Raw genomic sequence first — 25,623 nt, forward strand, 5'->3', positions numbered from 1 at the left:
ATGAATTCTTCGGATCAGTTATATCGTTATTTATTCAGACAAGCAGATGTGCGTGGCGAAATTGTGCAACTGCAAGACAGTTTTAAAGCCATTATTGGTGACCATCAATATCCTCTACCCATCCAGCGTTTGTTGGGTGAACTGTTAGCCGCCACCTCCTTATTAACCGCGACCCTTAAATTCGAGGGAGATATTGCGGTGCAACTGCAAAGTGAAGGGGTGATTAAATATATTGTGGTAAACGGCACCAATGAACAGAAAATGCGCGGTATCGCACGTTGGCAAGGTGAGGTGCCGGAAGGCAATTTTAGCCAACTGTTTGAAAAAGGTATTCTGGCTATTACCATCACACCCAAAGAAGGCGAGCGTTATCAGGGGATTGTGGCATTGGATAAACCTAGTCTGGCCGAATGTCTGCAAGCCTATTTTCTGCAATCCGAGCAGTTGCTGACCAAAGTGATTTTGCACACCCGTATCGACTCATCTTCTGTCTGTGCGGGTGGTATGTTGCTACAGGCTTTACCTGCCAGTGATCAAAATGATCCCGCCCAATTTGAGCATCTTGGCCAACTGACCGATACCATTACGGCCGATGAACTATTTGATTTATCGGCACAAGATGTGTTGTATCGTTTATACCATCAGGAAGAAGTGGAATTGTACCCGCCCCAGTCTGTAGTGTTTAGTTGTGGTTGTAGTAAAACCCGCAGTGCAACTGCGCTAACTAGTGTGGATAAACAGGAATTACTGGATATCGTTACTCAGGAAGGTTTTGTTGCCATGCATTGTCAGTATTGCAACACCGAGTACCGGTTTGATGCCATCGATATTGAGGCAATTCATAGCTGTCAATATGATGAAAATGCACTACCCCAGTAATTCTCTGTACCAATATTAAGACGGGCATAAACCGGCCCGTCAGAAACTTCCTACAATCACATCAATTTTGCAACGAGATTGATGTGATTTGTAATTTTTAGATCAGATAAATTGAAAGTAATTATCTTTTGCTGCTTTTTTTAGCTTAAGGCTATCTCTGTATATCTTAATTACAGTATCATCTGGCGAAATAACAAAAAATGTAAACCCTATTGTAAGTTTTCATAAAGAGTTGTCGCCATGAATTTTGATCCTAACCAAATACTGACTGATCTCCCCACCGCCGAACTGGTTGAACAGGCTATACGCCGCAACGAAGGCAAGCTGGCTGCCAATGGTGCGCTGGTCACTCATACTGGAGCACGTACAGGTCGCTCCCCTAAAGATCGCTTTATTGTTAAAGAGCCCGATACCGATGCGGATATTGACTGGGGTGAGGTTAATCGCCCTTTCTCATCGCAGAAGTTTGCCGCGCTGTGGGATAGGGTAGAGAGCTATCTGTTAAGCAAAAGCCACTTTATGTCGCATTTGCAGGTGGGAGCCGATCCCCGACATTACCTACCATTACAAGTGCGTACCGAGAAGGCATGGCATCAGTTGTTTGCGCGTAACTTGTTCATTCGACCAGAACATTGGAATGAAGCGAACAAGGAGGTTTGGCAAGTGATGAACGTGCCCAGCTTTGTTTGTGTGCCGGAACGGGATGGCACCAATAGTGATGGTGCGGTGATCATTAATTTTGCCGAAAAGAAAGTATTGCTGGCCGGTATGAACTATGCGGGTGAAATGAAAAAGGCCATGTTCTCGGTGCAAAACTTTCTGTTGCCGGACAAGGAAGTTTTGCCCATGCATTGCTCGGCCAATGTGGGTGAACAGGGCGATGTAACATTATTTTTTGGATTGTCGGGTACCGGCAAAACCACCTTGTCGGCCGATCCGCAGCGCTACCTGATTGGTGACGATGAGCATGGCTGGGCGGCTGGGTCAGTCTTTAATATAGAAGGTGGTTGCTATGCAAAATGTATCGATCTTTCGCAAAAAAATGAACCGGTAATCTGGGATGCCATTCGTTTTGGTGCGGTACTGGAAAACGTGGTGCTGGATAAACAAGCTCAACCGGATTATTACGACGACAGCCTCACCCAAAACAGCCGCGCTGCTTATCCATTGGAGCATATAGCCAAACGGGAAATAGCCAACCGCGCTGGTGAACCTCATGCCGTGGTGTTTTTAACTTGTGATGTTAGCGGCGTATTGCCGCCAGTCTCGGTGTTATCGGAACAGGCAGCCGCCTATCATTTTTTAAGTGGCTATACTGCCAAAGTTGGCTCTACTGAAGTGGGCGCGGCAGCAGCAATTGAATCTACCTTTTCAACCTGTTTTGGCGCTCCGTTTTTTCCGCGACCTGCCGGTGTGTATGCGGAATTGCTGATCAAGCGCGTGCGTGAATTTGGTGCCAAAGTCTATCTGGTCAACACCGGTTGGACGGGGGGGCCTTATGGTGTCGGTCAACGCTTTGATATTCCGGTGACAAGGGCAGTGATTGACGCCATTGTGAATAAGCAACTGGAAGGAGTTGCCACCCGTCACATCGATCAACTCAATCTGGATGTGCCGGTAGAAGTCCCGGGTGTTGATAGTAAATTATTAATGCCACGTAATAACTGGGCTGACCCGCAAAAATATGATGAATATGCTGCGCATCTGGCCAGTGAATTTGAGGCCAATTTCGCCAAATATGACGTACCTGAGGCGATTCGGCAGGCTGGGCCTAAGGCTGCGCAATTGAGACACGCCAGTTAAGTCGCTTAAATCGAACTACCTTATTCCGAATTCGGGTTACTTTGGTAGTTCGATTTGCTTTTACTGGCCGGTATACAGACAGTTGCAACCAAACCACCTTGTGGATGATTGTATAAAGTGATCTCGCCGCTATGCATATCGACAATACGTTTAATAATGGCCAGACCTAAACCTGAGCCCAGGCTACCTCTGGCTTTATCGCCCTGAGCAAAAGGTTGAAACAGGTTTTCAATTTGATCTTCGGCAATCCCCGGTCCGTGATCCCGTAATTCAAAAAATACCATTCTGGCTTTCTTGTTATAACCGGAACGGATCGTTACCTGCTCCCCCCCGTACCGGAAGGCGTTTTCCAGCAGATTATCCAGTACCCGCTTAATTGCCACTTTGCGTACTTCTACATCCGGAATTTCATCCAGTTCCAGTGCAATATAATGATCATCTTCCCGGTCGCGCGATTTGACTACTTCTTCAATCAGCTTATTAATATTGGCAGTTTCAACTTTTTCTTGCTGATCCTGACGAACATAGTTAATGAACTGATCGATGATTTCGTTCATATCCTCGATATCACTGTTAATGCCTTGCTGGATCCATTGCTGATCGTCGGGCAGCATCTCGGTGGATAAACGGATACGGGTTAACGGCGTGCGTAAATCGTGGGAAATGCCGGCGGTGAGTAATGCCCGATCATCTTCTAGCTGTTTAATCCCTTTGGACATCTGGTTAAAAGCCCGGGTGACCGCGCGAATTTCGCTGGAGCCTTCTTCTTTCAATGGTTTGGGAAAATGGCCACGGCCAACCTGGAATGCTGCCTGTTGCAGTGCCTTCAATGGTCGATTGAGGCGACGCACAAAAATCCATCCTCCCGCCACGCTAAGAATACCTATGACCATCAGATAAATGGTCAGGGGTGAAATATCAGTGTTGCGTACCCCAATCATCGGCACCATGACCCACAGATTGCGATCATGTGGTCCCCGGATCCAGAATACATATGGATCACCGGAGGCGACGCGGACTTCCGAATTGCCGCCCAGTTGCTGAGTCATTTCGTTGGATAGAAATTGATAATAAATGGAATTATTCAAGCCGTTTTGCTGCGCCTGATACTGATCATAAACACGAATGCCGGTGGCTTGATACAATTGCTTGCGGCTTTCGGAGTCGGTCAGGTTATGTCCTTCGAGAAACACCAGCTTGACCTGCTTGGCTAACAAGCTGTTGATTTGCTGATAACTGGGATGAATAAAGTAATATGTGACCGAAATATAGGACACAACCTGATTAATCAGCAATAGCATGCCAATCAGCAATACTGTCTGACCAAACGCACTTTTAGGCAATAAACGCATCAGACTGTAGATTCACCATCTGGTACAAATACATAACCCAAACCCCACACCGTTTGTATGTAACGGGGATTGGCCGGATCCACTTCCAGCATGCGCCGCAAGCGGGACACCTGCACATCGATACTGCGTTCCAGCGCACTGTAATCCCGGCCTCGAGCCAGATTCATCAACTTATCCCGCGACAAGGGTTCGCGTGGATGAGTGACCAGCGATTTCAGTACCGCAAATTCGCCACTGGTCAGTACCATCTGTTCGTCATTTTTACTCATTTCGCGGGTGGCCAGATTTAACTTGTATTGACCAAACTCGACAACCTGTTCTTCCATTGACGGCGCGCCAGGCGCTTCGTTGGTCTTACGGCGCAACACTGCTTTGGCGCGGGCTAACAATTCGCGTGGATTAAAGGGTTTGGGTAAATAATCATCGGCGCCCATTTCCAGACCAATAATGCGATCAACTTCGTCGCCTTTGGCGGTAAGCATAATAATGGGGATTTCGTTTTCCTTCTGGCGCAAACGGCGACAAATTGACAAACCATCTTCACCGGGCAGCATTAAATCCAGCACCATCAGGTGAAAGTTTTCCCGTTCAAGCAGACGGTCCATTTGTTCCGAGTTAGCCGCCGACCGCACTTGATAGCCTTGTTCCATCAGATAGCGTTCCAGCAGACTACGCAAGCGCATATCGTCATCGACAACCAGAATTTTTGTCGTTTCTTGACCCATATTATTCAATCCTTCATGAACTCCGACTACTGGATAGTCGCCGGTAACAGGTCTTCACTATAAATGAACCGCGCAAATTACAAAAGATGGATAAAATGTCAAAGGGCGGTGGATTGTTACAAAGTTTGTCTGTGAAGCCGACAGTTCAGGACACAGATTGGGGTGTTGTGGCAAAATAGATACCAATTAATTTATTAGATGATTCAGTTAGGATAATCATGCAAGCACAAGTGAAATGGCAAGGCGATTTACGTTTTGAAGGCAGTACCGAAAGTGGGTTTAAAATCGCGTTGGACGGTGACAAACAATCCGCCGCCAGTCCGATGGAGGCGATTCTGGTCGCAGCCGGAAGTTGCTCTTCAGTCGATGTCGTCAGTATTTTACAAAAAGCCCGTCAGGATATAACCGATGTGCAGGTTCAGGTGACGGGCCAGCGAGCCGATGCGGTACCGGCAGTGTTTACCGATATCCATTTGCACTTTGTAGTAACGGGTAATAATGTTAGTGAAAAACATGTTGAGCGTGCAGTTAACCTGTCTGCCGATAAATACTGTTCGGTGGCGATTATGCTAAGTGCAGCGGTTAACATCACTCATAGTTATGCCGTTGAGCAAGGATAACTATTTCGGTATCGCCTATTACAATTTATGACGGTGTCATCAATTTAAATGACTAGGGCGTGGAGGGGATAAGCCAATGCGACATTTAGGTAAGGCATTACTGGTCATCAGTTTACTGATTATCGGTGGATGCACCACACAACCGCAGCAAGTGGTATTAAATCCGGTCGTCGAGCTAATCCCAAGTAAGATTGGCCAGCAGACCTCGGTGCAGGTTAAAGTAATCGATCAACGTCCTCAGCAAGCCTTGGGTGTTAGAGGCGACACCCATAGTGCCCTGATTACCACAAATCAGGCGCTAGCGGCTGTTTTCGATAATGAAATTAAAAAAGGGCTAGTTAGCAAAGGTTTTGTTATTAGCGACAAAGCTTCGGGCACAAGCACGTTATTGGTGACAATTAATGAGCTGAACTATAAGACGTTGAAAGGTTCTTTGACCGATGAGGTACAAATAAAAGGTGCAATAAAAGTCCAGGCTAAAAAACATCGTTCGGAATTAAACAAGGTTTATGAATATGAGCGCGAAGATGAAGTGCTGGTAGAACCTGGCGTCGCGACGAATGAAAAGTGGATCAATGAGGCATTGAGTGAAACATTAAAGCGATTGTTAAACGATAAGGAGCTATTGCGTTTTTTAGCGGCTAAATAAGTTAGCGGGGAAGCAAAAGAGGGCTCAAAGTAGCGTTATTTGGCGCTACTTCTCAACTACCCAGTCCATTTGCATATAGGATTTACGTTTCTTTTCCAGCAATTCTTCAATCAGGGGTGTCAGTACCAGTTCCATTGCCAGTCCAATTTTACCACCTGGCACCACCAGGGTATTAATCCGCGACATAAAGGCACCATCGATCATTTGCAGTAGATAGGGATAATCGACGTTGGTCATTTCGCGACGAAAACGCACCACCACAAAGCTTTCATCATGGGAGGGAATATCCCGGGCACTAAAGGGATTGGAGGTGTCAACAGTGGGAACGCGCTGGAAATTCACATGGGTTTTGGAAAACTGCGGGGTGATATACTGAAAATAATCATCCATGCCGCGCACAATGCTGCTCATCACGGCTTCGCGGGAGTGCCCCCGGTCGGTAGTATCGCGAACGATTTTCTGGATCCATTCGAGATTCACAATAGGCACCATGCCCACCAGTAAATCCACGTGCTTGGCTACGTTGGCCTCGTCGGTAACCACACCGCCATGCAATCCTTCGTAAAACAATAAGTCGGTTTTTTCCGGCAGTTGTTGCCAGGGAGTAAAAGTCCCCGGCATCTGGTTAAATGGGACGGCATCGTCGAAAGAATGCAGGTAGCGACGATACTGGCCGTTGCCGGTTTCGCCGTATTGGGCAAACAACTTTTCCAGCATGGCAAAATCATTGGCCTTGGGACCGAAGTAGCTTATGTGCTTGCCCTGTTCCTGTGATTTGCGGATCTCAACGTCCATTTCCGGCCGGGTGAATCGATGGAAGCTGTCCCCTTCGACTTCGGCGGAATTTACCCCCAGATTACGGAAAATATGGCGAATAGCACTGGTGGTAGTGGTGGTGCCCGCACCAGAGGAGCCTGTTATTGCAACAATAGGGTGTTTAATCGACATAAGCTTCAATAGTAATTAGCGCAAAGTAATCAGCATAACACCATTTTATTAAAAGTGTCCTACTGCTAACCTTTGGCTGTGTAACCGGATAGCAAAATTAGATCAATGTGCAGTCGGGTGTCAACCCGCTCTATGAACGTTGAAAATTTTTGCGTTTGGCAAGGATCGTCCGCCAACTGAGTCGGGATTGAAACTTTCCAGACAGAGTTTTTCAAACTACCGCTGGTCGTCATTTACCGGAAAGCCCCACTCGCATCATGATATTCAAGAAGCTCTGTGACTGCACCGCACCATTTGCGACATGGTTGCCACCCGGGTGGATAAATCTGGCGGCCAATGCTCAAGTGTTTATACGGATTGGTATCATTTGTACTAGCCGGTTAAATTTCATACACTTTCTTTTCGACTGAAAATAAAAGGATTTACCAGTGAACAATACAGCTGCAATCAGTTTAGCTAGAACAGGCGGCTTTTACAGTTTTGGTTCAGTGGTTGAATGGCTTTTTAACCATATTGAAATTTTTGTTGTTGTTGGTATCGTCGGCTTGCTCCAGCTGACGTCTGCTCAATATCGCTACCTGGCTCCCAATATTGTTGAGCATCCACGCAAAAACGATTTTTTCTATGTTGATTATCTGGCAATCGATGCTAATTCTGATTTCAGCTATCGTTACATACCCATGAAAGTGATTGCTGTTAATAATGATGTGGTGCGTTTCAAAGTCGGCAACATTGCCCACTCAAAGCCGGTTTCACCCCGTCAACATGCGCAATTTGACGCTGCTATGCAACGTAATTACTATCGGGCCGACGCCGTAGAGTTAAGTCGCCAACAAATTGAACAACTTTTTGACAGCGGCGCTATTTATACCGCGCGCCGGCCAGACAATATTTATATTGATGGCTGGATTGTGCTTTCGCAGCGCGAACTGGTCGAGGAATGATCGCCTTAACCCGAGTTGGCGATATTATGCCAAAACAGATAGACGTAGTACCCGCATAGTCCTACTACAATGGTTAATCCTAACAGCGAACCCCACACTACCGGATCGTTAATAATCAGTTGCCACATACCCTGCTCCTTAAAGCCAGATCATACTATGTGTCAATCTTGGGAGTGTTTTCGCAGGGCGACAAGCTAGTGTTTAAAGCAGATTTGATGTGGATCAAATTTATCTCTGACATTTCAGCCGCCAAGCGTCAGTTTCGCTAGCCGGCTGAAATAAGTTTGATTTAATTACTTCCCTTCGCGGGCAATAGCGCGCCAGGCTATATCATCGCGATAGAACATGCCGTCCCAGCTGATTTTCTGTGCCAGTTTGTAGGCGTTTTGCTGGGCTGTGGTGACGCTGTCTCCCAGTGCTGTGGCACAAAGCACCCGGCCACCATTTGTGGTGACCAGTCCATTTTGCATTTTGGTACCGGCATGGAATACCTTGGCAGAATCTGACTCTTCTACTGCCAGGCCGCTGATCACGTCACCTTTTTGGTAACTGTCAGGATAACCGCCTGCGGCTAGTACCACACCTACCGATGCGCGGGGATCAAAAGCAATATCGGTTTGATCGAGCCTTTTGTCGATCGCAGCTAAACACAGTTCCACCAGATCTGATTCTAAACGCAGCATTATTGGCTGGGTTTCCGGATCGCCAAAACGACAGTTATATTCAATCACCTTGGGCGTACCGTCAGCCATGATCATTAAACCTGCATATAGAAAGCCCGTGTATGGATTGCCTTCTGCAGCCATGCCTTCTACGGTAGGATAAATAACTTCCTGTAAGGCGCGTTGATGGATTTCATCTGTGACGACAGGGGCAGGCGAATAAGCGCCCATGCCGCCGGTGTTAGGACCGGTATCGCCATTACCCACACGTTTATGATCCTGACTGGTGGCAAAGGGCAGTACATTTTTGCCATCTACCATGACGATAAAGCTGGCTTCTTCGCCATCTAAAAACTCTTCTATTACTACACGACTACCGGCTTCACCAAAGGCATTGCCGGCCAGCATATCGCGGATGGCATCTTCGGCTTCGTTTAGGGTCATCGCCACAATCACACCCTTACCAGCGGCCAAACCATCGGCTTTGATCACGATAGGTGCGCCTTTTTCACGCACATAGGCGATGGCCGGATCGATTTCGGTAAAGTTTTGGTATTCGGCGGTAGGAATATTGTGGCGAGCCAGAAAATCCTTGGTGAAAGCTTTAGATCCTTCCAGTTGAGCAGCCCCCTGTGTTGGGCCGAATATTTTTAAACCTGCGGCCTGAAATGCATCGACTACTCCCAGTACCAGTGGCACTTCTGGACCAACAATGGTCAAGCCAATGTGTTGCTGTTGGGCAAACTCGACCAGTCCGGCAATATTTTCAACCTGAAGATCAACATTTTCCAGTTTAGGTTCCAACTCGGTACCGGCATTACCGGGGGCGATAAATACTTTTTCTACCAGAGAAGACTGGGCGGCTTTCCAGCCTAGCGCATGTTCACGACCACCGCCGCCAATGATTAGAATGTTCATATTGCTAACCTTGTTATCTTTTATATTGACGGACTAAAGTCCGACCTACATTAAACACTAACGAGTTAGTGCAAATAAATCACCGGAAATTCAATCCTTATTCGTAGGTCGGGCTTTAGCCCGTCAGTATCGGAGCAAACCTACGAAGGTTAAGGAATTCTGTATCCAGTTCAATGTAAATATCTTTGTTTCAGAACGTCGCTATACCACTATTGAGCCATATGACAACGATCTGAACATAAAAACGTTTATTCAATCTACAAGTGAGAATTTTGCTGCGAGGTTGAGTCGCGAGCGCGGAATTTATAAGTATAAATGAGCACTCGCGGCGATGAGATCGTAGCAAAAGGCCGCTTGGGGATAAATAAACTAGTGACGGAAATGGCGCATACCCGTAAACACCATCGCCATGCCATGTTCATCTGCTGCATCAATCACTTCCTGGTCGCGCATCGAGCCACCCGGCTGGATCACGGCAGTAATGCCTGCGGCGGCGGCGGCATCAATACCATCCCGGAACGGAAAAAACGCATCGGATGCCATCACCGAACCTGCCACTTCAAGGTTTTCGTCAGCAGCTTTGATACCGGCAATTTTGGCCGAATAGACCCGGCTCATTTGGCCAGCACCGACACCAATGGTCATGCTGTCTTTACAATACACGATGGCATTGGATTTCACGTATTTGGCCACTTTCCAGGTAAACAACAAATCTTGCATCTGCTGTTCAGTGGGTTTGACTTTGGTAACCACTTTAAGGTCATCCATTTCAACCATGCCAAAGTCGCGTTCCTGCACCAGCAAACCACCATTGACCCGCTTGATATCAAACTCGTCAGTTAACTGTCCTTGCCAGTCACCACAGGCCAATACCCGTACATTTTGCTTGGCAGACAATACTTCAGCCGCTTCGGCCGAAACAGTCGGGGCGATAATCACTTCAACAAACTGACGATCAATAATGGCTTGGGCCGTGGCAGCGTCCAGCTCACGGTTAAAGGCGATAATACCGCCAAATGCCGAGGTCGGGTCGGTTTGATAGGCGCGATTATAGGCGGCCAGAATATCGTTGCCTAATGCTACACCGCAGGGGTTGGCATGTTTAACTATCACGCAAGCCGGTTCGGCAAATTCCTTAACACATTCCAGCGCAGCATCGGTATCGGCGATATTGTTGTAAGACAACTCTTTGCCTTGCAGCTGCTCTGCAGTCGCAACCGAGGCTTCCTGAATATTATTTTCAACGTAAAATGCAGCATCCTGATGACTGTTTTCGCCGTAACGCAGATCCTGTTTTTTGCTGAATTGCAGATTGTAGGTGCGGGGGAACTGGCTATGCTGATGTCCACAATCATCTTGGCATTCAACCGAGTCGATCATGGCACCAAAATAATTGGCAATCATACCGTCGTACTGGGCAGTGTGTTCAAAGGCGGCGATAGCCAGATCAAAACGGGTGGCATCTTGCACTACACCGTTATTGTTGTTCATTTCTTCCAGCACACGACCATAATCTTTGGCATTGACGATAATGGTCACGTCTTTGTGGTTTTTGGCTGCGGCGCGCACCATAGTCGGGCCACCAATATCGATATTCTCGATTGCCTCTTCCAATGTGCAATCATCGTTAGCCACTGTGGCTGCGAAAGGATATAGATTGACCACCACCATATCGATAGGTTGAATATTGTTGTCTGCCATGACCTGTTCATCCTGACCACGACGAGCCAGAATACCGCCATGCACTTTAGGATGCAGGGTTTTAACCCGGCCATCCATAATTTCAGGGTGACCGGTGTAATCGGATACTTCGGTTACACTTATACCATTGTCAGCCAGTAGCTTAGCTGTGCCACCAGTAGAGAGAAGTTCAACATCCATCGCGGCCAGTGCCTGGGCGAATTCGACGATGCCGGTTTTATCAGAAACACTTAACAGTGCGCGACGAACAGGTGTTGCATTTGCCATGTTGTGCAAATCCTTATCGGGAAGATTTTAAATAGTTAGGGCAGAATTCAGGTTAGTTGCCCATATACCCATGCTGCATTAAAACGCGCATTTCGAAGTGGCATGAGTATAAACGTAAAGAGCACCCATAGGTGCTCTTTAAAATTTTATCAGGATATAAGCTTAGCTCATTCCGTATTGCTTTAATTTCTTACGCAAGGTTCCGCGGTTGATACCCATCATGATGGAGGCGCGTGTCTGGTTACCACGAGTGTGGGTCATGACTTCTTCCAGCAATGGCGCTTCGATTTCGGCCAGAACCAGATCATACAGATTTTCAATATTGTTATTGTCCAACTGCTTTAAATATTTATTTACGGCTTGTTTGACAGACTCACGTAACGGCTTTTGGGCCTGAGTTTGAGACGGAGTAGTGATAATAGTAGTAAAAGGTGAACTTGTAGTTTGTTCAAACATATCTATCTTGCTCTTTGGTTAGTAAGTACATCAACAGCCAATCCACGCTAAGTTAATTGGCTAACTCTTCAAAAAACTGCTGCAACGCATCAATTTGCGCTTCAGCTTCTTCCAGTCCGTTAAAGAACCGGCGAAATTGGCGATTATCTTCCTGATCTGCCAAATACCAGCCCACATGTTTGCGGGCTATTCTGGGTCCCAGATGAGTGCCATAAAACTGATGCACATTGTGAATATGCTCCAGTAAAATATCCCTCACTTCGTCCTTGTCCGGGGCAGGTAAAAACTCGCCTGTTTGCAAATAGTGATTAATTTCACGAAATATCCAGGGTCTGCCCTGGGCTCCGCGACCAATCATGATTGCATCGGCACCGGTATACTCCAGCACCTGTTTGGCTTTTGCTGCCGAGCCGATATCGCCATTGGCGACCACCGGTATATCGACGGACTGCTTAATTGCCCTGATGGTGCAATACTCGGCTTCACCTTTGTACATGCAGGCTTTAGTTCGGCCGTGCACGGCTAAAGACTGAATGCCGTTGCGTTGGGCAATTTCAGCAATTTCTACACCATTGCGATTGTCGGTATTCCAGCCAGTCCGAATTTTTAACGTGACTGGAACCTCTACCGCCGCTACAACTGTCTGAATAATTTCTTCAACCAGTTTCGGGTATTGCAATAACGCTGAACCCGCCAATTTCTTATTCACCTTTTTGGCGGGGCATCCCATATTGATATCCACAATCTGGGCGCCATTTTTGACATTATGCTGGGCTGCTTCCGCCATCAACCTTGGATCTGCACCAGCAATCTGCACCGAACGAATACCGGATTCACCCTGGTGATCCATTCGCTGCCGGGATTTAGCCGAATTCCAAACCTGGGGATTGGAAGACAGCATTTCTGACACCACCAGCCCGGCACCCAGTCTCGAACAAAGCTGTCGAAAGGGTCTGTCGGTAATGCCTGCCATTGGCGCCAGTACTACATTATTCGCTAGCGAATAGGGGCCAATTTGTAATGCCGGATAGCTCAAAAAACGCGCAGCCTGTCAAAAAGGGGGGCAAGTTTACGGTTTTTTTTGAGTATTGAAAAGGCTAGTTTTTAAACAATTTGCATGTTTTTTTGCATTTTGGCTATTGACAAAATAAAACCATTTTAAAATTAATGCTCTGGCATCAGCTATTTATAACCTTACCTAAGGCAGCCTTTGTATAAAAAGGTTCCCGAGCGAATAATTGATTAACAATTTGTTAATCAAACGCAGGTAATTTATTAAATAACGTGGCTTTTTATCGCTAGGTTAGCGCTTACATCCGGATACTCGCGCCCACTCTCCCAGTATGGCGTTGGGCTGCATTTGGTAGTTATTGCTATAGAGGTGATTAATATCCTGTGCCTGAGTATCCAGAATACCGGACATGACTAAATAACCGCCAGTTTTACAATTAGCACTGATGATGGATTTTAATTCTCTAAGCGTGGCTGCCAGAATATTCGCCAGCACGATATCGCCCTGGATATCCGGTGCGTCGTCGGGTAAGTAAAGCTCAATCCTGTCGCCCACGTTATTTCGGTTGGCGTTATCCTGACTGGCCAGTAATGCTTGTGGATCGATATCGATACCTATTACCCGCTTGGCACCGAGCTTTAAAGCCGCAATACCCAAAATACCGGAACCGCAGCCAAAATCGATCACCGTTTTGTCGGTTAAATCGACACTATCCAGCCATTGCAGGCATAACGCTGTGGTTTCATGGGTACCGGTACCAAAGGCTAATCCCGGATCTAGCATCACGTTAACGGCATCGGGATCGGGCACATCCCGCCAACTGGGACAGATCCACAATTTTTTACCAAATTGCATCGGGTGGAAATTCTCCATCCACTCCCGTTCCCAATCTTTATCCTCCAAAGGATTTAATTGATAACTGAAGTCTTCACCCAGAATTTTGGCGCGGCTTAAATTGGCAATCACCCGCAACATATCCTGCTTGGCATCGAACAAGCCCATTACCCAGGTTTCCGGCCATAACATGATTTCTCCGGGTTTGGGTTCGTATTGTGGGCTGTCTTTGGCATCTAGAAACGTGACAGCCATAGCACCATTGCCAGTAAGCATGTCGCCAATCGATTCGGCCTGTTCGGGATTGGACAATATTTTCAGTTGTAGCCAGGGCATGCTATTTCCGCTAAGTAACAAGAATCATTGGCCAATAGTGTACCTGATTAGTTAAGGGAAGCGCTATTTGTAACGGTTTTCGAACAGACAGAATGAACCACTTGGCATGATTCAGTTTGGCTTGAGGCTATGTTGATTGCGATAGCGAATTGGCGCCAGCCCCACCGATTTTTTGAAACGGTTAGAAAAATTAAAAACATCCTGATAGCCCACAGTGTTGGCAATTTGTGCCAGTGACCAGTTGGTTTCGGTTAGCAGATGCTGCGCGCGCTCCATACGTAGCTGAATAAGACGTTGCAGCGGACTTTGTTGATATATTTTTTGACATAGGCGATGCAAATGCGGGGGAGAATAGTGTATGTAAGCCGCCATTTCATCGATAGTCCAGGGAAAGTGCAGTTGCTGCTGGATATGTTGAAACAGCTTTTCCAGGCGGCGCATCGGGGCGGGAAATTCATTCTGGGCCAGTATATTTTTACCAATACTCTGCTGCAAATATTGCTGAATCTGGGTTATCGAACTGGACTGCATGTCGGGCCGGTTTTCGTAGTATAAGTGACACAACAAATGGTAAATGGCTTGGGCACTTTCGCAATATTGTATCGATGCCCTGTTAGCACGCAAATGCTCCCACAATTGGCCATTATCAAGACAAAACCAGGCGGTTTTCCACAGTTCGGCATCCAGCTCAAATAGAAAAGGTTGTGCAACGGGCAGCACAGTCATGGTGTTGGCTTCGATTGTTTGTTCACCTGCAGGACTGTGCAGTTTTCCTCGACCTTCAATAGTAAACAGCAGGGTATGATAATCAGGATTACGCCGCCCCACTTGATAACGCCCACGCAAACTGGAAATTCCGGCGAAGCCAATTTCTAACGATGCCAGTAGAGAAACATTATCCTGCACCAGAAAGCGTTCATGGCATTCCGGGCCTAACTCTAGGATGTTTTGCCATACTCTGGATTGTTTCATATGGATAACAGTTTAATAACAATAATGATAGTTTATAACATTTAAATGCGAGATTGGCACATAGCTGACATTACGACTGGTGGTTATAATTTGAGCATAGTTACTGTTGCTGGAAATTATCATGAATTTAATTGATTCGATTGGCTTTATTGCCGCTTTTTGTACCACATTTTCGTTTGCACCCCAGGTATTGATGGTCATAAAAACCGGCGATACGTCGTCTTTGTCGTTGGCTATGTATATTGTGTTTACAGCTGGTGTCGCACTGTGGCTAGGATACGGCATATTACGTGGCGATGTTGCGGTGATTGCCGCCAATGCGCTGACCTTAGTGCTGGCATCGATTATTTTGTACAAGAAGATCTATAATGATTTTTTTGCGTCTAGAAGCGATTTGTCTGAGGTGTTACATAACTAAATTGAGATAGTTATCAACATTATTTTTCTGATTTTTGGCAAAGCCTTTCATAAAACTCATAATATCTCCGCTTTTGATTAAAACGCGCGTTAAAGCCTGTTTTGCAAGTTTAAATAAACACGCATCGTCATTGTTTTAAAAAATTTTTTTACCCATATTTCCCTTGTTGTTACTGGTTTGTTAATAGATTCACCCCCTATGTAAGCTAATAATTTCATTAACAAATTTGACGAAGTCCAATTTCTGTACAAACTTTAATCAGTGTTGTTTGTAAATTGTCTTGAGGTCACAAAGACAAGCTTTCGAATTTCGGCGTTAACGACCGAAAAATGATAAATGAAATTAGGAATCTGATTTTTTATGGGGCAAGCGCTGGTCGAATTATGGCCTATTCTGCTGTACTTCTGCTTTACGATACTACTACTAATTGGCGTAATGCTGGTTTCGTCAGTATTGGGCCCGCGCACGGCTGGACATTCAACTGATTTACCTTATGAATCGGGCATTTTGTCATTAGGCAGTGCGCGAATTAAATTTGGCAGTCATTTTTTTCTGTATGCGATATTTTTTGTCATTTTCGATTTGGAAACGCTATTTCTGTTTGCCTGGGCAATTTCTGTCGAGCAAGTGGGTGTTGCCGGATTTATTGAAGCGCTGGTGTTTATCCTGATCCTGTTGGTCGGATTGTTGTATTTATGGCGAATTGGCGCGTTATCCGTGGTTAACCGACATATCGTCAGCCATTCTTCAACGAGGAAAAAATAATGGACTGGAACCTCAGCGATCCGAATGTTGTCGTGAACAAGTCGCCCCAGCAGATCGCCGTTGATGATCCGCAAATTCGTGAAGAAGTAAAACGCAATGTGTTATTTACCAGTCTGAGCAATATGATCAACTGGGGCCGTAAAAATTCTATCTGGCCGTTTAATTTTGGTTTGTCCTGTTGTTACGTTGAAATGGCCACCAGTTTTACCGCCCGTCATGATATTGCCCGTTTTGGTGCAGAAGTGATCCGTGCCACGCCCCGTGAGGCGGATTTGATTGTGATCTCCGGCACGGTATTTCGCAAAATGGCGCCGGTGGTGAAACACCTATACGACCAGTTACTGGAGCCCAAATGGGTCATATCGATGGGCTCCTGTGCCAATTCAGGTGGTATGTATGATATTTATTCGGTAGTTCAGGGGGTCGACAAATTTTTGCCGGTAGATGTGTACGTTCCGGGTTGTCCTCCACGTCCTGAAGCGTTAATGGAAGGCTTGCTATTGCTGCGCGATTCCATCGGTAAGGAACAGCGGCCATTGAGTTGGGTGGTGGGTGATCAGAGCGTAACGCAAATAGAAAAACCCAGTCAGCGCGATATCAAGCAGGCTGAACGCAGTAAAGCGCGCGATCTCACTCCTCCAGACAGGATCTAAGCATGCATCTTGCCGAATCAGTTAAATCAATGCTGCACAGTGAAATTCAGCCACTGCTGGACGCTGATTTGCTGGTTGAAAGCACGGCAGACCAAATCCAGACCTTATGGGTTGAGCCTCAATCGTTACTCGAACTTTGCCAGATCCTGCGTCATAAACTGGATAAACCTTTTGATTTTCTGTTTGATTTAACCGCGCTGGACGAAACCCGACGCCAGCATTGCGCACTGGAACAACGGCGGGAATTTACCCTGGTGTACCTGTTCCGTTCTTATCAACGCAATCAGGATCTGCGTGTCAAAGTCGCCTTGACTGCCAATCACAAGGTCGCACCGAGCATTAGTCATATCTGGGCTAATGCTAACTGGTATGAACGAGAAGTGTGGGATCTGTTCGGTATCGATTTTAAAGGTCATCCCTGTTTACGTCGCATTATGATGCCCACCACCTGGCAAGGTCATCCGTTACTTAAAACGCATCCGGCGCGTGCCACTGAAATGGGACAATTCAGCCTACCAGACGATATCCGTGATTTGGAGCAGGAAGCACTGAAGTTTAAACCCGAAGCCTGGGGGCTCAAGCCACAAGGTAAACCCGATGAGTTTATGTGGCTGAACCTGGGGCCTAATCATCCTAGTGTCCATGGTGTATTCCGCATTATGTTGCAACTGGATGGGGAAGAAATTGTCGAGGCGATACCGGACATTGGCTACCACCATCGCGGTGCGGAAAAAATGGCCGAACGGCAAAGCTGGCATACTTTTATTCCCTACACTGATCGTATCGATTATCTGGGTGGGGTGATGAATAACCTGCCTTATGTGATGGCGTTGGAGAAACTGGCGGGAATTGAGGTACCGGAGCGCGCCAAGGTGATCCGGGTGATGATGGCGGAGATATTCCGCATTCTCAGTCACTTGCTGTTCTACGGCACTTTTGCGCAGGATATTGGCGCGTTGTCGCCGATTTTTTATATGTTTGTGGACAGGGAAAAGTTATTCGGCATTGTCGAGGCGATCACAGGTGCACGCATGCACCCAAGCTGGTTCCGGATTGGCGGGACCGCCAGCGACTTGCCCAATGGCTGGGACAAAATGATCACCGAATGGTTGGATTATATGCCTAAACGGATGGCCGATTACGACAAAATGGTGATGAACAACAGTATTCTTAAAGCCCGAACCATAGGTATCGGTGCCTACGATACCGCCACCGCGATTGAATGGGGCGTGACCGGGCCTGGTTTACGTGCCACCGGGTTTGATTTTGATTTACGTAAAAAGCGCCCCTATAGCGGTTACGAGAATTTCGAATTTGATATTCCGTTGGCCAATAACGGCGATTGTTATGATCGCTGTGCGGTGCGGGTGGAAGAAATCCGCCAAAGCATGCGAATTATCCGCCAATGTGTGCAGAATATGCCGGCCGGTGATTATAAAGCCGAGCATCCGCTAACAACGCCACCGCGCAAAGACCGGACCATGACCGATATCGACAGCCTTATTCCACATTTTTTGAGCATGAGCTGGGGACCGGTGATGCCGGCCGGTGAAGTGATGGCCGAAGTCGAGGCCACCAAAGGCAGCAATGCCTATTATATTACCAGTGATAAAAGCACCATGAGCTATCGTACCCGCATTCGTACCCCGTCTTTCCCGCATTTACAGATGATCCCGGTGATGGCGCGAGGACAGATGATTGCCGATTTGATTGCCACTATTGGCAGTATTGATTTTGTAATGGCGGATGTTGACCGATGAGTGATAACAGCGTGATAGATGCTATTGCTATTTGCCAGATTGATTACCGCACGGTTCTCAAGCAGGACGAAATTGATGCCATCGAGCATGAATGTTTATTGTATGAAGATCGTGCTGCCGCGGCGATTGATGCATTACAGATTGTGCAGCGTCAGCGACGCTGGATCAGCGATGAATCCTTGTATGCCATTGCCGATTTGTTGCAAATGCCGGTGGCGCAACTGGAAGGCGTGGCGACTTTTTATAACCTTATTTACCGCCAGCCGGTGGGTGAGCATGTGATTCATCTGTGTGACAGCATCAGTTGCTGGTTACATGATTTCCCGGCGATTGGCGAACATCTCAAACAGCAGCTTGGTATTGATTTTGGCCAAACTACCGAAGATGGCAAAGTAACACTGTTAACCAACGTGTGTCTCGGCTGCTGTGATACCGCACCGGCGTTAATGCATAACGGCGAACTGGTGGAAAACCTGACCATCGAATCGGTGGATAAGTTGCTGGTCAAAATTAGCGCGAAACCAGAGGGGGAGTCATAAATGTACAAACCCCTTACCCAGTATCTGGACAGAAATCATCCGCAAAATCTGGATGCCTATCAAAAAAATGGCGGTTATCAAGGATTTGCCAAGGCACTGTCCCTGAGTCCCAAAGAAGTTCAGCAGGAGGTGACCGATTCGGAGTTGAAAGGTCGCGGTGGAGCAGGATTCCAGACCGGTACCAAATGGAGCTTTGTACCCATGGGCGATGATGCCCCAGAGCAAAAATATCTGGTCTGTAATGCCGATGAAATGGAACCTGGCACCTTTAAAGACAGGATGTTGATGGAAGGCGCACCGCATTTATTGCTTGAAGGTATGATGATTGCGGCCTATGCCATTGGCGCCAATGTGGCTTACATCTTTTTACGCGGAGAATACCGGCTCTGTGCCAGGCGGTTACAACAGGCCATAGATGAGGCCAGCCAGGCCAAATTGTTAGGCAACAATATACAAGGCAGCGATTATTCGCTTTCCATCCATCTGCATACCAGCGCCGGTCGCTATATTTGTGGTGAAGAAACCGCGCTTATCAATGCGCTAGAAGGCAAACGCGCCAATCCCAGAGCCAAACCACCATTTCCGCAGGTAGTGGGATTATTTGGACGACCCACTATCGTCAATAACTGCGAAACCTTATGTAATTTGCCGTGTATTTTGAAAAATGGCGCTAAATGGTACACCGAACTGGCGGATAGTCCGGATAAAGGCACCAAAATTTACGGTATCAGCGGGCGGGTCAAACAGGCTGGATTATGGGAATTGCCCATGGGAGCAACGGCACAACAAATCCTTGATTTGGGTGGCGGCATGCAGGATGGCTTAAAACTCAAAGGTTGGCTGCCCGGCGGCGCCTCTACCGACTTTCTGTTACCGGAACATCTGGAATTGAAGATGGAATACGACGTGATTGCCAAGGCTGGCAGCCGTTTGGGTACCGGCGGCATTATCGCGCTGGATGATCATCATTGTCCGGTAGGCATGATCCTGAATTTACTGCAGTTTTTTGCCCAAGAGTCTTGTGGCTGGTGCACCCCTTGTCGTGATGGATTGCCCTGGGCGGTGGAGATCCTTAGTCGTATTGAAGCCGGTCAAGGCTGTCAGAACGATATTGATGAATTACAAAAACTGTGCGGTTTTATGTGGATAGGCAAGACATTTTGCGCGCTGGCACCCGGGGCAGTCGAGCCATTGCGTAGCGGCATGAAATATTTTGCTGATGAATTCCAGCAGCATATTGATCACAAGGAGTGTCCTTACCGACATTAAATGATGACCAAGATATTTATTGATAACCAGCAATACGAGGTGACAGAAGGGCAGAATCTGTTACAGGCTTGTTTGTCGCTAAAAAAAGATTTGCCTTACTTTTGCTGGCATCCGGCGATGGGTTCGGTGGGAGCCTGTCGCCAATGCGCCATGACCCAGTATCAGGATGAAAAAGATACCCGTGGCAAATTAATCGTCGCCTGTATGACACCGGTCAGCGAGGGTATGCGGGTCAGCATGAACCAGAGGCAAGAAACTGAATTCCGTGAAAATGTGATCAGCGCCCTGATGACTCACCATCCCCATGACTGCCCGGTGTGTGCCGAAGGTGGCGAATGCCACTTGCAAGATATGACAGTGATGACCGGCCACTACAAACGCGGATTTAAAGGTAAAAAGACGACCTTTCCCAATCAGGAGCTGGGGCCGCTCATTAAACATGAAATGAATCGTTGCATTACCTGTTATCGCTGTGAACGTTTTTACAAGGATTATGCCGGTGGCAAGGATTTGGCTGCGCAAGCGTCGAAAAATCATGTGTATTTTGGCCGTCAGTGTGACGGCACGCTGGAGAGCGAGTTCGCCGGTAATCTGGTGGAGGTGTGTCCCACCGGTGTGTTTACCGACAAGCCTTTTGGTGACCACTATGCACGTAAATGGGATATTCAGGCGGCGCCGTCAATATGCCAGCATTGTTCGGTAGGTTGTAATATTACCCTGAGTGAACGTTATGGATCGGTGCGACGCGTCACCAATCGTTTTAATGATCACCTGAACAGTTATTTTTTATGTGATCGGGGTCGCTTTGGTTTTGACTTTGTGAATAGCCCGCAGCGCCGACAAACGATCAGTTTGGATGGGCAAGATACCAGGTGGTCGGATACCGAACTGCAAAATAGGCTGAAAGACAAAGGCAAGTGGATTGGGGTCGGCAGCAGCCAGGCCAGTCTGGAAGATAATTTCGCCTTGCAACAACTGGTGGGGGCGGAAAATTTCTGCGCCATGCCGGATGCGGAGCAGGAAAAATTGCTCGAACTGCATATGGCCATTTTGCAGCAGTGGCCACAAGCCAGTCTCGCCCAAATAGAACAAGCCGATGCGGTGTTAATTCTGGGCGAAGATATTAATAACAGCGCGCCGCGAATTGCCTTGTCAGTGCGTCAGGCATTGTTAAACAACGCTAAACAACAAGCCGAGAAATTACGTGTACCTCGTTGGCAGGATGCTGCGGTGCGGCAGATCTTGCCACATAACAAGGTGCCGTTGGCGATACTCGGCTATGGTGACAATGCGCTGGTCGAACAGGCTAGTTTGCATATTGTCGGTGACCAGAAACAAACAGCCGAACAGGGATTTTTACTGGCGAATTTACTTAATGACCATGCGCCGACCCCCAGAGTACAAAAAGTCGAGGAGGGCATAAAGCAACTGGCGGGTATTTTAAGACAGGCCAAACGCCCTCTGATTGTTAGTGGCTGGTCGGCTAATCACAGCGCTATTCTGGCCGCCGCGGCGAATATACGCCGGGCATTACATAACGAACAGGCGATGATCTGTATTGTGCCCCCAGAAGGTAACATGCTGGGCTTGGGTATGTTGGCACAAGGAGCACATTTAACCGCCAACGAACTGGCCAACCAAGTTGATAAAAATCAAGCCAATCTGCTGGTGCTGGATCATTACTCTGTGCAACGCCAGCATCAAATTGGAGAATGGCAAAAATCAGCCAATCATTTAATCCGTTTAAGCCAACTGGCAGAGCCGCTTAAAAAAGAAATTAACCTGCCGGTGACCAGTTTTAGCGAATCCAGCGGCACCAGTTTGAATTACCAGGGATTGCTGCAATCCTGGCTACCCGCTGCCAGTGGGTCCGGGCAATCTTTACCGGCCTGGCAATGGCTGGTGAATATGGCCAAATTACAAGATCACCCATTAGGCGAGATTAACGACCTCGGCCAATTACGCAGCCTGATCAGTGCCACTTATTTGCATTTTGATCAACACTGGCAGCAGACAAATCAGCAGCAGATCGCCATGCAATCCCCCCGTTATAGCGGCCGGACTGCCATGCTGGCCAATCAGACTGTGCACGAGCCTAAACCTTTTAATGAAATTAACGCGCCTTATAAACATAGTATGGAGGGTTTGTTACCCGGCCAAAAAACCAATGGTCAGGACAATGACAATCCGTTGGCTTACAGCTGGGCGCCGGGATGGAATTCCAATCAGTCCAATCACAAATTTCGCGATGAATATAGAAGTGCTGAACTCAAGGCCCAGCAAGGGGTTTTCTGTGTTACCGAGCATAGCGACAGTTACTGGTTTAAGTGGCAAGCCAGCTGGTCGTCGCTGAGTAAAGCCAACTGGAAATTATTGCCTCTGCAAAAAGTGTTTGGCAGCGACAGTTTAAGTATGCAGGCCGTCGCTATCCAGCAAATGGCCCAACAGGCGCAAATTGTTATTGCACCCAAACAGGCAGCCGAAGTGGAGCTGCAAAATGGTCAATGGGTCAGTTGTGATGACGATAAAACTCTGCTGCAAGTATCTATCAGCGATAATGTGCCGGCCAATTGTGCCCTGGTTTATGTGCCGGCAGATCAGCTGTTCAATCTGACCGAGTGTGAAGTGCTGATCCCGGCCAGTAGCCAAAAAGTCACAGCGCACAATAAACGCCTGTCCGATCAGCGGCAGCGATTACAAGTTGAAAAAGCAGCGTTAAAATCCCGTTTGATGACGCAAGACCAGCATATCCCGATTCAATTTATTGAAGGGGCAATCTAATGTTGAACCAGCTCTTTGCCGCGTTAGTTGAAAATCTGGATCTGCTCATACTGATTGGGCTGATGGTTGCCACTCTCATCCCCATCGCGGCCATGCTGGTATGGTTCGAACGGCGTCTACTGGGTTTCTGGCAGCAACGTTATGGCCCCAACCGTGTTGGACCTTTCGGCATTTTGCAGTCGCTGGCCGACTTGATAAAAATTCTGTTCAAACACGACTGGATCCCGCCTTTTGCCGATAAACCGGTGTTTGTTTTGGCGCCTTTGATTGGGGCGATATCGATTTTAATGAGTTTTGCGGTAGTACCGATGACGCCAGACTTGGTGGTATCCAATAGCAATATTGGCGTACTGTTTTTTCTGGCGATGACCTCGATGGCGGTCTACTCGGTGATATTGGCCGGTTGGTCGTCGAACAACAAGTACGCCATGCTCGGGGGCATGCGGGCGGCGGCTCAAACCATCAGTTATGAAGTGTTTATGGGCGTGTCATTGCTGGGCGTGGTGATGTTGAGTGGCAGTTTTAACTTTACCGACATCGTAATGGCGCAACAGGGCATGTGGTACGTAGTGCCACAGTTTGTCGGTTTTGTGATTTTTATGATTGCCGGTATCGCCGAAAGTCATCGCCTGCCGTTTGACTTGCCGGAAGCGGAAACCGAACTGACCGCCGGATTCCATACTGAATATTCGGGGATTAAATTTGCCCTGTTTTTCTTGGGTGAATATCTGGGCATGATGTTGATCTCGATGATGATCACTACGTTATTTCTGGGTGGCTGGTTGGGTCCCTGGCTGCCGCCGATAGTGTGGTTCATTATCAAAACCTTGTTGCTTATCTGTTTCTTTATCTTGTTGCGCGCGGCGCTACCTCGTCCCCGTTTTGACCAGTTGCTGGCTTTTGGCTGGAAATGGATGTTGCCGCTGGCATTGCTCAATCTTGTGGTAACCGCTGCGATTAAATTATGGGGAGATGCCTGATATGTGGAGTCAGATTGTCACCTTGTGGCAAGTGTTTTTGCATTTGTTTGACCGTATCGATACGCGTGAATATCCGGAACAGAAGCCCTATCTGGCACCGCGTTATCGAGGCCGCATCGTGTTGACTCGCGATCCGGATGGCGACGAGCGTTGTGTGGCCTGTAATCTATGTGCTGCTGCCTGTCCGGTGGACTGTATCGCGTTGCAAAAAACCGAAGATGAAGATGGTCGCTGGCGGCCGGAATTTTTCCGGATCAATTTTTCCCGCTGCATTTTATGCGGGCTATGTGAAGAAGCTTGCCCAACTTACGCGATTCAACTGACTCCCGATGTGGAAATGTCGGAGTATCAGCGCAAAAACATGGTGTACGAAAAAGAACACCTCACTATCGACGGGCCGGGAAAATACCCAGGTTACAGCTTTTACCGCAAAGCTGGCATCAGCATTAAAGGCAAAGGAAAAGGTGAAGCCGATAATGAAAAACCACCCATCGACGTGCGGAGTTTGATGCCATGACTGCGCAACTGTTTTTCTATTTGAGCGGTGTGGTAGCGGTGCTGGCCAGTTTACTGGTGGTAACCAACAAAAATGCTGTGCATGCCTTGTTATATCTGGTGGTAAGCCTGTTATCGCTGGCCATGTGTTTTTACTTACTCGGTGCGCCTTTTGCCGCTGCGTTACAAATTATCGTCTATGCCGGTGCGATTATGGTGCTGTTTGTGTTTGCGGTAATGATGTTCAATATCAGTCAGCAGGATATTCAGCGAGAAAGCCAATGGCTGAAGGGCTCAATCTGGTTTGGCCCGGTAGTGTTGGCACTGGTGCTATTGGCCGAGGTGGTGCTGGTATTGCAAATGCAGCCATCCTGGTCAACTCAGCCGGTACAACTGGTGGATGCCCGAACAGTTGGGACGCTGTTATTTGGCCCCTATTTATTGGCGGTCGAAATTGCCTCGTTTCTGCTATTGGCAGGATTGGTGGGCGGCTATCATCTGGCCAAAAATCTGACCGGCAGTGCTGGCTCCAATGGTGATGGAGGGTCTGCCTGATGGGCACTCTAGGTGATAGCGCAGTGATGATCCCGGCTGAGCACGGATTTATTCTGGTCGCCATTTTGTGGACGGTGGGTTTAATCGGTCTGCTCAGTCGCAAGAATACCCTGTTTATGTTGATGTCGATGGAAATCATGCTTAATGCCGCAGCGCTGGCGTTTATTTTAGCCGGGAGCCTTTGGCAACAGGCAGATGGTCAGGTGATGTATATCCTGATCCTGAGTGTGGCGGCTGCGGAAGTGGGATTGGGACTGGCATTGCTAATTCGTCTGCGTCAGCAAACCGAAGATTTGAATATCGATCATCTAGACGAGATGGGGGGCTAAT

General features: G+C 47.6%; 26 protein-coding genes. 16 read left to right on the plus strand and 10 right to left on the minus strand.

Annotated elements, in window-relative coordinates; all coding sequences use genetic code 11:
- Together hslO and V1467_RS00770 are read left to right on the plus strand one after the other, a co-directional pair.
- The gene (gene hslO, locus V1467_RS00765; RefSeq protein ID WP_416306903.1) at positions 1-879 is read left to right on the plus strand and encodes an Hsp33 family molecular chaperone HslO; all 879 of its coding nucleotides are present in this window, start codon (positions 1-3) and stop codon (positions 877-879) included.
- 240 nt (positions 880-1,119) lie between these two features.
- Entirely contained in the window at positions 1,120-2,682 is a 1,563-nt protein-coding gene (locus tag V1467_RS00770; protein WP_416306904.1) for a phosphoenolpyruvate carboxykinase, read from the plus strand.
- A 20-nt stretch (positions 2,683-2,702) separates the two neighbouring features.
- Here V1467_RS00770 and envZ read toward each other — a convergent pair whose 3' ends face one another.
- On the minus strand, positions 2,703-4,034 hold the full coding sequence (gene envZ / locus V1467_RS00775; protein ID WP_416306905.1) for a two-component system sensor histidine kinase EnvZ: 1,332 nt from the start codon (positions 4,032-4,034) through the stop codon (positions 2,703-2,705).
- On the minus strand, positions 4,034-4,759 hold the full coding sequence (ompR, locus tag V1467_RS00780) for a two-component system response regulator OmpR (RefSeq protein ID WP_416306906.1): 726 nt from the start codon (positions 4,757-4,759) through the stop codon (positions 4,034-4,036). Before ompR ends, envZ begins: the two co-directional genes overlap by 1 nt.
- Before the next feature lie 218 nt (positions 4,760-4,977).
- Between ompR and V1467_RS00785 the strand changes: the two genes are divergently transcribed.
- Together V1467_RS00785 and V1467_RS00790 are read left to right on the plus strand one after the other, a co-directional pair.
- Positions 4,978-5,379, plus strand: a complete 402-nt coding sequence (locus tag V1467_RS00785) for an OsmC family protein (protein WP_416306907.1) — start codon at positions 4,978-4,980, stop codon at positions 5,377-5,379.
- Positions 5,380-5,455: 76 nt separating this feature from the next.
- The gene (locus V1467_RS00790; RefSeq protein WP_416306908.1) at positions 5,456-6,028 is read left to right on the plus strand and encodes a YajG family lipoprotein; all 573 of its coding nucleotides are present in this window, start codon (positions 5,456-5,458) and stop codon (positions 6,026-6,028) included.
- Positions 6,029-6,073: 45 nt separating this feature from the next.
- Here V1467_RS00790 and V1467_RS00795 read toward each other — a convergent pair whose 3' ends face one another.
- The gene (locus V1467_RS00795; RefSeq protein WP_416306909.1) at positions 6,074-6,976 is read right to left on the minus strand and encodes a phosphoribulokinase; all 903 of its coding nucleotides are present in this window, start codon (positions 6,974-6,976) and stop codon (positions 6,074-6,076) included.
- Positions 6,977-7,404: 428 nt separating this feature from the next.
- Here V1467_RS00795 and V1467_RS00800 point away from each other — a divergent pair, with 428 nt between their 5' ends.
- Complete coding sequence (locus tag V1467_RS00800; protein WP_416306910.1) at positions 7,405-7,920, plus strand: hypothetical protein; 516 nt, start codon at positions 7,405-7,407, stop codon at positions 7,918-7,920.
- Positions 7,921-7,925: 5 nt separating this feature from the next.
- Here V1467_RS00800 and V1467_RS00805 read toward each other — a convergent pair whose 3' ends face one another.
- The 7 genes from V1467_RS00805 to V1467_RS00835 form a co-directional block, all read right to left on the minus strand.
- Entirely contained in the window at positions 7,926-8,048 is a 123-nt protein-coding gene (locus tag V1467_RS00805) for a hypothetical protein (RefSeq protein ID WP_416306911.1), read from the minus strand.
- 165 nt (positions 8,049-8,213) lie between these two features.
- Positions 8,214-9,500: a phosphoribosylamine--glycine ligase gene (gene purD / locus V1467_RS00810; RefSeq protein WP_416306912.1), complete on the minus strand. Its 1,287-nt coding sequence runs from the start codon at positions 9,498-9,500 to the stop codon at positions 8,214-8,216.
- Between the two features lie 369 nt (positions 9,501-9,869).
- A complete protein-coding gene (gene purH, locus V1467_RS00815) occupies positions 9,870-11,468 on the minus strand; it encodes a bifunctional phosphoribosylaminoimidazolecarboxamide formyltransferase/IMP cyclohydrolase (protein WP_416306913.1) in 1,599 nt (532 codons plus the stop codon).
- Between the two features lie 162 nt (positions 11,469-11,630).
- Complete coding sequence (gene fis, locus V1467_RS00820) at positions 11,631-11,924, minus strand: DNA-binding transcriptional regulator Fis (RefSeq protein WP_416306914.1); 294 nt, start codon at positions 11,922-11,924, stop codon at positions 11,631-11,633.
- A gap of 52 nt (positions 11,925-11,976) precedes the next feature.
- On the minus strand, positions 11,977-12,960 hold the full coding sequence (dusB, locus tag V1467_RS00825) for a tRNA dihydrouridine synthase DusB (RefSeq protein WP_416306915.1): 984 nt from the start codon (positions 12,958-12,960) through the stop codon (positions 11,977-11,979).
- 267 nt (positions 12,961-13,227) lie between these two features.
- A complete protein-coding gene (gene prmA, locus V1467_RS00830) occupies positions 13,228-14,106 on the minus strand; it encodes a 50S ribosomal protein L11 methyltransferase (protein WP_416306916.1) in 879 nt (292 codons plus the stop codon).
- A 111-nt stretch (positions 14,107-14,217) separates the two neighbouring features.
- On the minus strand, positions 14,218-15,078 hold the full coding sequence (locus V1467_RS00835; RefSeq protein ID WP_416306917.1) for a helix-turn-helix transcriptional regulator: 861 nt from the start codon (positions 15,076-15,078) through the stop codon (positions 14,218-14,220).
- A gap of 121 nt (positions 15,079-15,199) precedes the next feature.
- On the opposite strand from V1467_RS00835, the gene V1467_RS00840 reads away from it, so the two are divergent.
- The 11 genes from V1467_RS00840 to nuoK all read left to right on the plus strand — a co-directional run bounded on the left by V1467_RS00840 (position 15,200) and on the right by nuoK (position 25,622).
- Positions 15,200-15,496, plus strand: coding sequence for a SemiSWEET transporter (locus tag V1467_RS00840; RefSeq protein WP_416306918.1), 297 nt, complete (start codon positions 15,200-15,202; stop codon positions 15,494-15,496).
- Between the two features lie 360 nt (positions 15,497-15,856).
- A complete protein-coding gene (ndhC, locus tag V1467_RS00845; protein WP_416306919.1) occupies positions 15,857-16,261 on the plus strand; it encodes an NADH-quinone oxidoreductase subunit A in 405 nt (134 codons plus the stop codon).
- Complete coding sequence (locus V1467_RS00850; protein WP_416306920.1) at positions 16,261-16,914, plus strand: NuoB/complex I 20 kDa subunit family protein; 654 nt, start codon at positions 16,261-16,263, stop codon at positions 16,912-16,914. The genes ndhC and V1467_RS00850 overlap by 1 nt, the downstream gene beginning before the upstream one ends.
- A 29-nt stretch (positions 16,915-16,943) precedes the next feature.
- A complete protein-coding gene (gene nuoC, locus V1467_RS00855) occupies positions 16,944-18,674 on the plus strand; it encodes an NADH-quinone oxidoreductase subunit C/D (RefSeq protein WP_416308626.1) in 1,731 nt (576 codons plus the stop codon).
- Positions 18,671-19,213, plus strand: a complete 543-nt coding sequence (gene nuoE / locus V1467_RS00860) for an NADH-quinone oxidoreductase subunit NuoE (protein ID WP_416306921.1) — start codon at positions 18,671-18,673, stop codon at positions 19,211-19,213. Before nuoC ends, nuoE begins: the two co-directional genes overlap by 4 nt.
- On the plus strand, positions 19,214-20,482 hold the full coding sequence (gene nuoF, locus V1467_RS00865) for an NADH-quinone oxidoreductase subunit NuoF (RefSeq protein WP_416306922.1): 1,269 nt from the start codon (positions 19,214-19,216) through the stop codon (positions 20,480-20,482).
- Positions 20,483-23,263, plus strand: a complete 2,781-nt coding sequence (gene nuoG / locus V1467_RS00870; RefSeq protein ID WP_416306923.1) for an NADH-quinone oxidoreductase subunit NuoG — start codon at positions 20,483-20,485, stop codon at positions 23,261-23,263.
- Entirely contained in the window at positions 23,263-24,243 is a 981-nt protein-coding gene (gene nuoH, locus V1467_RS00875) for an NADH-quinone oxidoreductase subunit NuoH (RefSeq protein WP_416306924.1), read from the plus strand. Before nuoG ends, nuoH begins: the two co-directional genes overlap by 1 nt.
- A 1-nt stretch (position 24,244) precedes the next feature.
- Positions 24,245-24,760: an NADH-quinone oxidoreductase subunit NuoI gene (gene nuoI, locus V1467_RS00880; protein WP_416306925.1), complete on the plus strand. Its 516-nt coding sequence runs from the start codon at positions 24,245-24,247 to the stop codon at positions 24,758-24,760.
- Complete coding sequence (gene nuoJ / locus V1467_RS00885) at positions 24,757-25,293, plus strand: NADH-quinone oxidoreductase subunit J (RefSeq protein ID WP_416306926.1); 537 nt, start codon at positions 24,757-24,759, stop codon at positions 25,291-25,293. Before nuoI ends, nuoJ begins: the two co-directional genes overlap by 4 nt.
- A 26-nt stretch (positions 25,294-25,319) precedes the next feature.
- Positions 25,320-25,622 carry an NADH-quinone oxidoreductase subunit NuoK gene (gene nuoK / locus V1467_RS00890; protein WP_416308627.1) on the plus strand — a complete coding sequence of 101 codons (303 nt, stop codon included), beginning with the start codon at positions 25,320-25,322 and terminating at the stop codon, positions 25,620-25,622.
- The last annotated feature ends 1 nt before the right edge of the window (position 25,623 follow it).

The organism is Neptunicella plasticusilytica, from assembly GCF_047922965.1.
In the GTDB taxonomy this organism is placed as follows: Bacteria; Pseudomonadota; Gammaproteobacteria; order Enterobacterales; family Alteromonadaceae; genus Neptunicella; species Neptunicella plasticusilytica.